General features: G+C 76.3%; 6 protein-coding genes and 1 pseudogene. 4 read left to right on the top strand and 3 right to left on the bottom strand.

Annotation, left to right across the window (positions count from 1 at the left end; genetic code table 11):
• Positions 1-113: pseudogene (locus ACFWH7_RS20775) on the bottom strand (superoxide dismutase); the annotation flags it as partial.
• Between the two features lie 147 nt (positions 114-260).
• On the opposite strand from ACFWH7_RS20775, the gene ACFWH7_RS20770 reads away from it, so the two are divergent.
• On the top strand, positions 261-617 hold the full coding sequence (locus tag ACFWH7_RS20770; protein ID WP_378219539.1) for an iron chaperone: 357 nt from the start codon (positions 261-263) through the stop codon (positions 615-617).
• Between the two features lie 95 nt (positions 618-712).
• A complete protein-coding gene (gene arfB, locus ACFWH7_RS20765) occupies positions 713-1,150 on the top strand; it encodes an alternative ribosome rescue aminoacyl-tRNA hydrolase ArfB (RefSeq protein ID WP_047233431.1) in 438 nt (145 codons plus the stop codon).
• A 128-nt stretch (positions 1,151-1,278) separates the two neighbouring features.
• On the opposite strand, the gene ACFWH7_RS20760 is transcribed toward arfB, so the two are convergent.
• Positions 1,279-1,908 carry a putative glycolipid-binding domain-containing protein gene (locus tag ACFWH7_RS20760; protein WP_378219536.1) on the bottom strand — a complete coding sequence of 210 codons (630 nt, stop codon included), beginning with the start codon at positions 1,906-1,908 and terminating at the stop codon, positions 1,279-1,281.
• 62 nt (positions 1,909-1,970) lie between these two features.
• Between ACFWH7_RS20760 and ACFWH7_RS20755 the strand changes: the two genes are divergently transcribed.
• Entirely contained in the window at positions 1,971-2,387 is a 417-nt protein-coding gene (locus ACFWH7_RS20755; RefSeq protein ID WP_378219534.1) for a VOC family protein, read from the top strand.
• Here ACFWH7_RS20755 and ACFWH7_RS20750 read toward each other — a convergent pair.
• On the bottom strand, positions 2,384-3,091 hold the full coding sequence (locus tag ACFWH7_RS20750) for a helix-turn-helix transcriptional regulator (RefSeq protein WP_378219532.1): 708 nt from the start codon (positions 3,089-3,091) through the stop codon (positions 2,384-2,386). The two genes, ACFWH7_RS20755 and ACFWH7_RS20750, sit on opposite strands and share 4 nt — an antisense overlap.
• A gap of 231 nt (positions 3,092-3,322) precedes the next feature.
• On the opposite strand from ACFWH7_RS20750, the gene ACFWH7_RS20745 reads away from it, so the two are divergent.
• Positions 3,323-4,681: AMP-binding protein (locus ACFWH7_RS20745; protein ID WP_378219530.1), on the top strand; the 1,359-nt coding region annotated here is incomplete at its 3' end.

The following is a 4,681-nucleotide window of genomic DNA, read 5'->3' as shown; positions in this document are numbered from 1 at the left end:
GTGACGTAGGCCTGGTGGTGCTTGGAGTGGTGCAGCTCCATGATCCGCCCGGAGATGTGCGGCTCGAGCGCACCGTAGTCGTAGGACAGCTCGGGGAGAGTGTAGACAGGCATGGTTCCTCAGGTTCCTTCCGTCGGTATGCAGCCACGCTAGGACCTCGACCACGGTTGAGGTCAAGGTGGGCGCACTGTGATCTTGCAGGTCGGACGGACCGTCCCGCTCGCCGAGCGGTCCGTCGCGGGCGGCGGGACGATGTCCCGATGGGGAGCGTCACGGACTACCTGGCCGGCGTCGAGGAGCCGGACCGCGCGACCCTCGCGCGCGTCGTCGGGGTCGCGCGCGACGTCGTGCCCGACGCCACGGAGGGCACGAGCTACGGCATGCCCGCGCTGCTCTACCGCGGCAAGGCGCTGCTCAGCGCCATGGCCTCGGCGAAGCACCTCGCGGTCTACCCGTTCAGCCCGGCCGCGGTGACCACCGTCGAGGCGCGGCTCGACGGCTTCTCGCACGCCAAGGGGACCGTCCGGTTCTCGAGCGACCACCCTCTGCCCGACGACGTCGTCCGCGACCTGGTCGCGGCCCGCGTCGCGGAGATCGACGCGCAGCTCGACCGCTGAGCGACCCGCCCCGGACGCGCCGCCGGTCCGCCCCCACCGCGCCGTGGGCCACGAATCCGCTGGGCCGCGCCGGCGCCGTCGGGCACGATGGACGGATGCCCGACGACGCCCGCCCCGGCCTGCGCGTGACGACCACCCTGGTCGTCCCCGAGGCGGAGCTGTCGTGGCGGTTCTCGCGCTCGTCCGGGCCCGGCGGGCAGGGCGTCAACACGACCGACTCGCGCGTCGAGCTCTCGTGGGACGTCGCGCGGTCGGCGGTGCTCACGGAGTCCCAGCGTGCACGGGTGCTGGACCGTCTGGGCCGGCGGGTCGTGGACGGCGTCGTCACGGTCACGGCGTCCGAGCACCGGGAGCAGCGGCGCAACCGGGACGCCGCGCGGACGCGGCTAGCCGCCCTGCTGGCCGACGCCGTCGCGCCGCCGGGGCCGCCACGCCGCGCGACGCGCCCCACGCGCGGGTCGGTCGAGCGCCGGATCGGCGCCAAGAAGCGGCGCACCGAGGTCAAGCGCCTGCGCCGTCCGCCGCAGGACTGAGCCGAGCACGACCTCGCCCGCCGTCGAGCACGACATGACGGACGGAAAGGGCCCGAGAACGACCCCCGTGTCGTGTTCGGCGGGAGGTCGGGGGGCCGGGGGGCGGGGGGCCGGGGAGGGCCGGGTGGTCAGAGGCGGCGGGCTAGGTGCGGGTAGTCCACCACCAGGCCGTCGGTGTCGACCGTCAGGTCTGCCGTGAAGTCGCGCGTGGCGCTCGTGTACGTGACGACGCCCTGACCGGTCGTGGGGTCGAGCGGCTCGCGCGCGGCGTAGACCTGGTCGCTGCGCAGGACCGCCAGGGACGGCAGGTCGACCCACGCCATGACCAGGCGCGTCTCGCCCGTCGGCGGGCGATCGCCGAGCAGACCGAGGCGCAGGATCGGCATCGTGTTGGTGACGGGGCACAGCGCGACGTCGCAGTCGAGCGCGCCGTCGAGCGAGGCCGGGTCGGCGATCCCCGGCGCGGCGAGGCCCGACGGCGGCGTCCCCGACTCGCGCACGTCGGCGCGCCACGCGCCGTCGGGCGTCCGGACGAGGTCGAGGTGGCGCGACCACCCGAGCCCGCGCACGGAGACGTCGAGGTGCTCGGTCACCCAGCCGGGACCGGTGCGCAGCGCCCACGCGGTCGCGTACGACGTCGCGCGCGACGTGCCGATCGCCGCCAGCCGGTCGTCGCGCACGGTGACGGTCGCGGCCTCCAGGCGGTCCGGGTCGTCGTCCCAGCCGGTCCACGCGACGTGCCTCGTCGATGCGCTCACGCGCGCCAGTCTCGGGCGAAAAGGCGGTGCCCGCGCGGCGAGGGCGTGGCAGGGTCGCGCCCATGACCTCTCGCATCTCCCACACCACGTTCGACGCGCGCGACTCCTACGCGCAGTCCGTCTTCTGGGCCCAGGTCCTCGGGTACACCGACGTGCCCGGCGACCCCAACCTCCCCGGCCACGAGGAGTGCATGATCATCCCGCCGGCCGACGCCGCGACGCCCGTCGAGAGCCGCGGGCACGTCCTGTTCGTCGAGGTGCCCGACGACAAGGAGCTGAAGAACCGCGTCCACCTCGACCTGCGGCCCACGGACCGCACGCGCGAGGAGGAGGTCGAGCGCGTGCTCGCGCTCGGGGCGACGCAGGTCGCGGACCGGCGCACGCCCGACGGCGGCGGCTGGGTCGTGCTCGCCGACCCGGAGGGCAACGAGTTCTGCATCCTGCGCAGCGACGCCGAGCTCGCGGCGGCTGCCCGTTAGCGGTCGGTGATCCGGATCCAGCCGCGCTGGGCGGCCCGGACCCCGGCCTCGAACCGGCTCGTCGCGCCGAGGCGCCCCATGAGCCCCGCGGCGTGACGCCGGACCGTCCGCGGCGACACCCCGAGCCGTGCGGCGACGGCGGTGTCCGTCTTGCCCTCGGCGAGGAGCCGCAGCAGCGTGTCCTCGCTCGGGGCGAGCGCGTCGTCGGCCGCCCGCGCCCGGTCCCACTCGGACTCGGCGAGGGCCCGCAGCGCGAGGACGGCGTCCCGGTCGGTCACGGCGCGCGTGCGGTCCGGTCGGGCGACGAGGACGACCGTGTCGTCGAGCGCGACGAGCGACAGGGGCAGCGCCGGGGCCACGCGGTGCTCGACGGCGGTGCCGGTGCCGAGCACGTCGTCAGGGACGCCGGGGACCGCACGGCGGGCGGCGGCGGGCAGCGCGTCGTCGAGCGGACTGTCGTCGGAGGTCTCGCGCTCGGGCGGGACGTCGTCCGTCGGTCCGGCGCGGGACGGCCCTGCCGGCTCGACCGTCACGACCCGCACGCGCGCCTCGCGGCGGGTCTGCTCGTGCACCCGCGCCCACAGGGGGTCCGGGTCGGGACTGCTGCCGTCGTCGAGCACGAGGACGTCGCGCGCTCGACGCAGCGCGACGGCCCGCGCGGAGCGCCTGGCGCCGAGGACCGGGTCCCGCTCCGACGACGTCACACGGTGTGACTGTAGTCGACCTCCTCGGGGGCGCCGAGGGCCGTCCCGGCGGTCGGACCCTTGTGACGAACGGGGAGGTCAGCGGGCATTTGTCCTCTTCCGGACACGTCGGATTTGTTTACACCGCGTCCGTCCGCTGCCAGGCTTCCCCCGGACCGCCGGGTCGGGCTTCGTGCTGCCCGGCGTCCTCCGCGCCGGGACGGTCCCGGCGCCGGTGACGGAGGGGGCCACATGGGCGCGCAGCCCGACGACCTGACCCTCGTGGACCTCGTCCACGAGCACGCACGCGAGCGGCCGGACCACGCGGCCGTCGTCGTCGTGCCGGAGGTGGGCGAGCGGCGCACGCTGACCTACGCCGAGCTCGACGCGCAGGCGGCGGCGCTCGCGGCCGACCTCGCCGCGCGCCACGAGCCGGGCGACCGGGCCCTGGTCCTCTACTCGGCGACCGCGTCGTTCGTCGTCGGGATCGTGGCCTGCTTCTACGCGGGCCTGATCCCCGTCCCGTCCCCGCTCCCGGGCGGGCAGGCCTACCAGCGCGAGCGCGTGCGCGGCATGCTCGTCGACTGCGACGCCGCCGTCGTGCTCGTCGACCCGACGGCCGCGACCGAGACGACGGAGTGGGCGGAGCCGCTGCGGCGCGCCGACGGCGGCCCCGTCCTCGTGACCGTGGTCGACGGCGCCACGGACGGCCCGGCCCGGCGCGGCCGCCCGGCCCCGCAGGACGTCGCGTTCCTCCAGTACACCTCCGGGTCCACGAGCAGCCCCAAGGGCGTCGTCGTCACGCACGCGAACGTCCTGCACCACCACGACGCCTTCTCGACGACCCTCGGCCTCGTCCCGGAGGACGTCTTCTGCAGCTGGCTGCCGGGGTACCACGACTTCGGCCTCGTGGGGATGCTGCTCGTCCCGCTGGGTCTCGGCGCGACGGCCGTCATCGTCCCCTCGACGGCGTTCCTCAAGCGCCCCGTCCGCTGGCTCTCCGCGATCACCGAGACCGGGGCGACCGTCACGGCGTCGCCGAACTTCGGCTACGACCAGTGCGCGCGGCGCGTGCGCGACGACCAGCTCGCCGAGCTCGACCTGACCCGCCTGCGCTGGGCGCTGGGCGGTGCCGAGCCGGTGGACCCGGCCGTCCTGGACGCCTTCACGCGCCGGTTCGAGCCGGTCGGCTTCCGCGGGTCGGCGCACGGGCCGGGGTACGGCCTCGCGGAGGCGACGCTGACGGCCACGTACCCGGACCGCCGGCTCCCGCTCGTCGTCACCGCGGACGAGGCGGCGCTCGCGGACGGCCGCCTGGTCGTGCTCGAGGAGGCGTCGTTCCTGTCCGCGCTCCCGGACGCCGCCGCGCAGGGTCGGGGCAGCGTCCCGGGCGCGCGCCTCGTGTGCTGCGGCCCGCCGAGCGGGGTGGAGCTGCGCCTCGTCGACGACCAGGGCGCCGAGGTGCCCGACGGCGCGGTCGGGGAGGTCTGGCTGCGCGGCGGCACCGTCGCGGCGGGGTACTGGGGCGACGCGGCGGCGGGCGGGGCGGGGCGGAGGGGTGGGGGCGGCGCCGCCGGCCGGCCCCGGCCCGGGGGTGGGGCCGGGGGGCCC

It is taken from the genome of Cellulosimicrobium cellulans (genome assembly GCF_042723955.1).
Classification (GTDB): Bacteria; Actinomycetota; Actinomycetes; order Actinomycetales; family Cellulomonadaceae; genus Cellulosimicrobium; species Cellulosimicrobium cellulans_H.
This window is presented reverse-complemented; position numbering and strand designations above follow the sequence as displayed.

Excerpts from the sequence above, each read along its gene's own strand:
- ACFWH7_RS20770 (WP_378219539.1), top strand. The coding sequence starts at position 261 with ATGGGGAGCGTCACGGACTACCTGGCCGGCGTCGAGGAGCCGGACCGC.
- arfB (WP_047233431.1), top strand. The coding sequence starts at position 713 with ATGCCCGACGACGCCCGCCCCGGCCTGCGCGTGACGACCACCCTGGTC.
- ACFWH7_RS20755 (WP_378219534.1), top strand. The coding sequence starts at position 1,971 with ATGACCTCTCGCATCTCCCACACCACGTTCGACGCGCGCGACTCCTAC.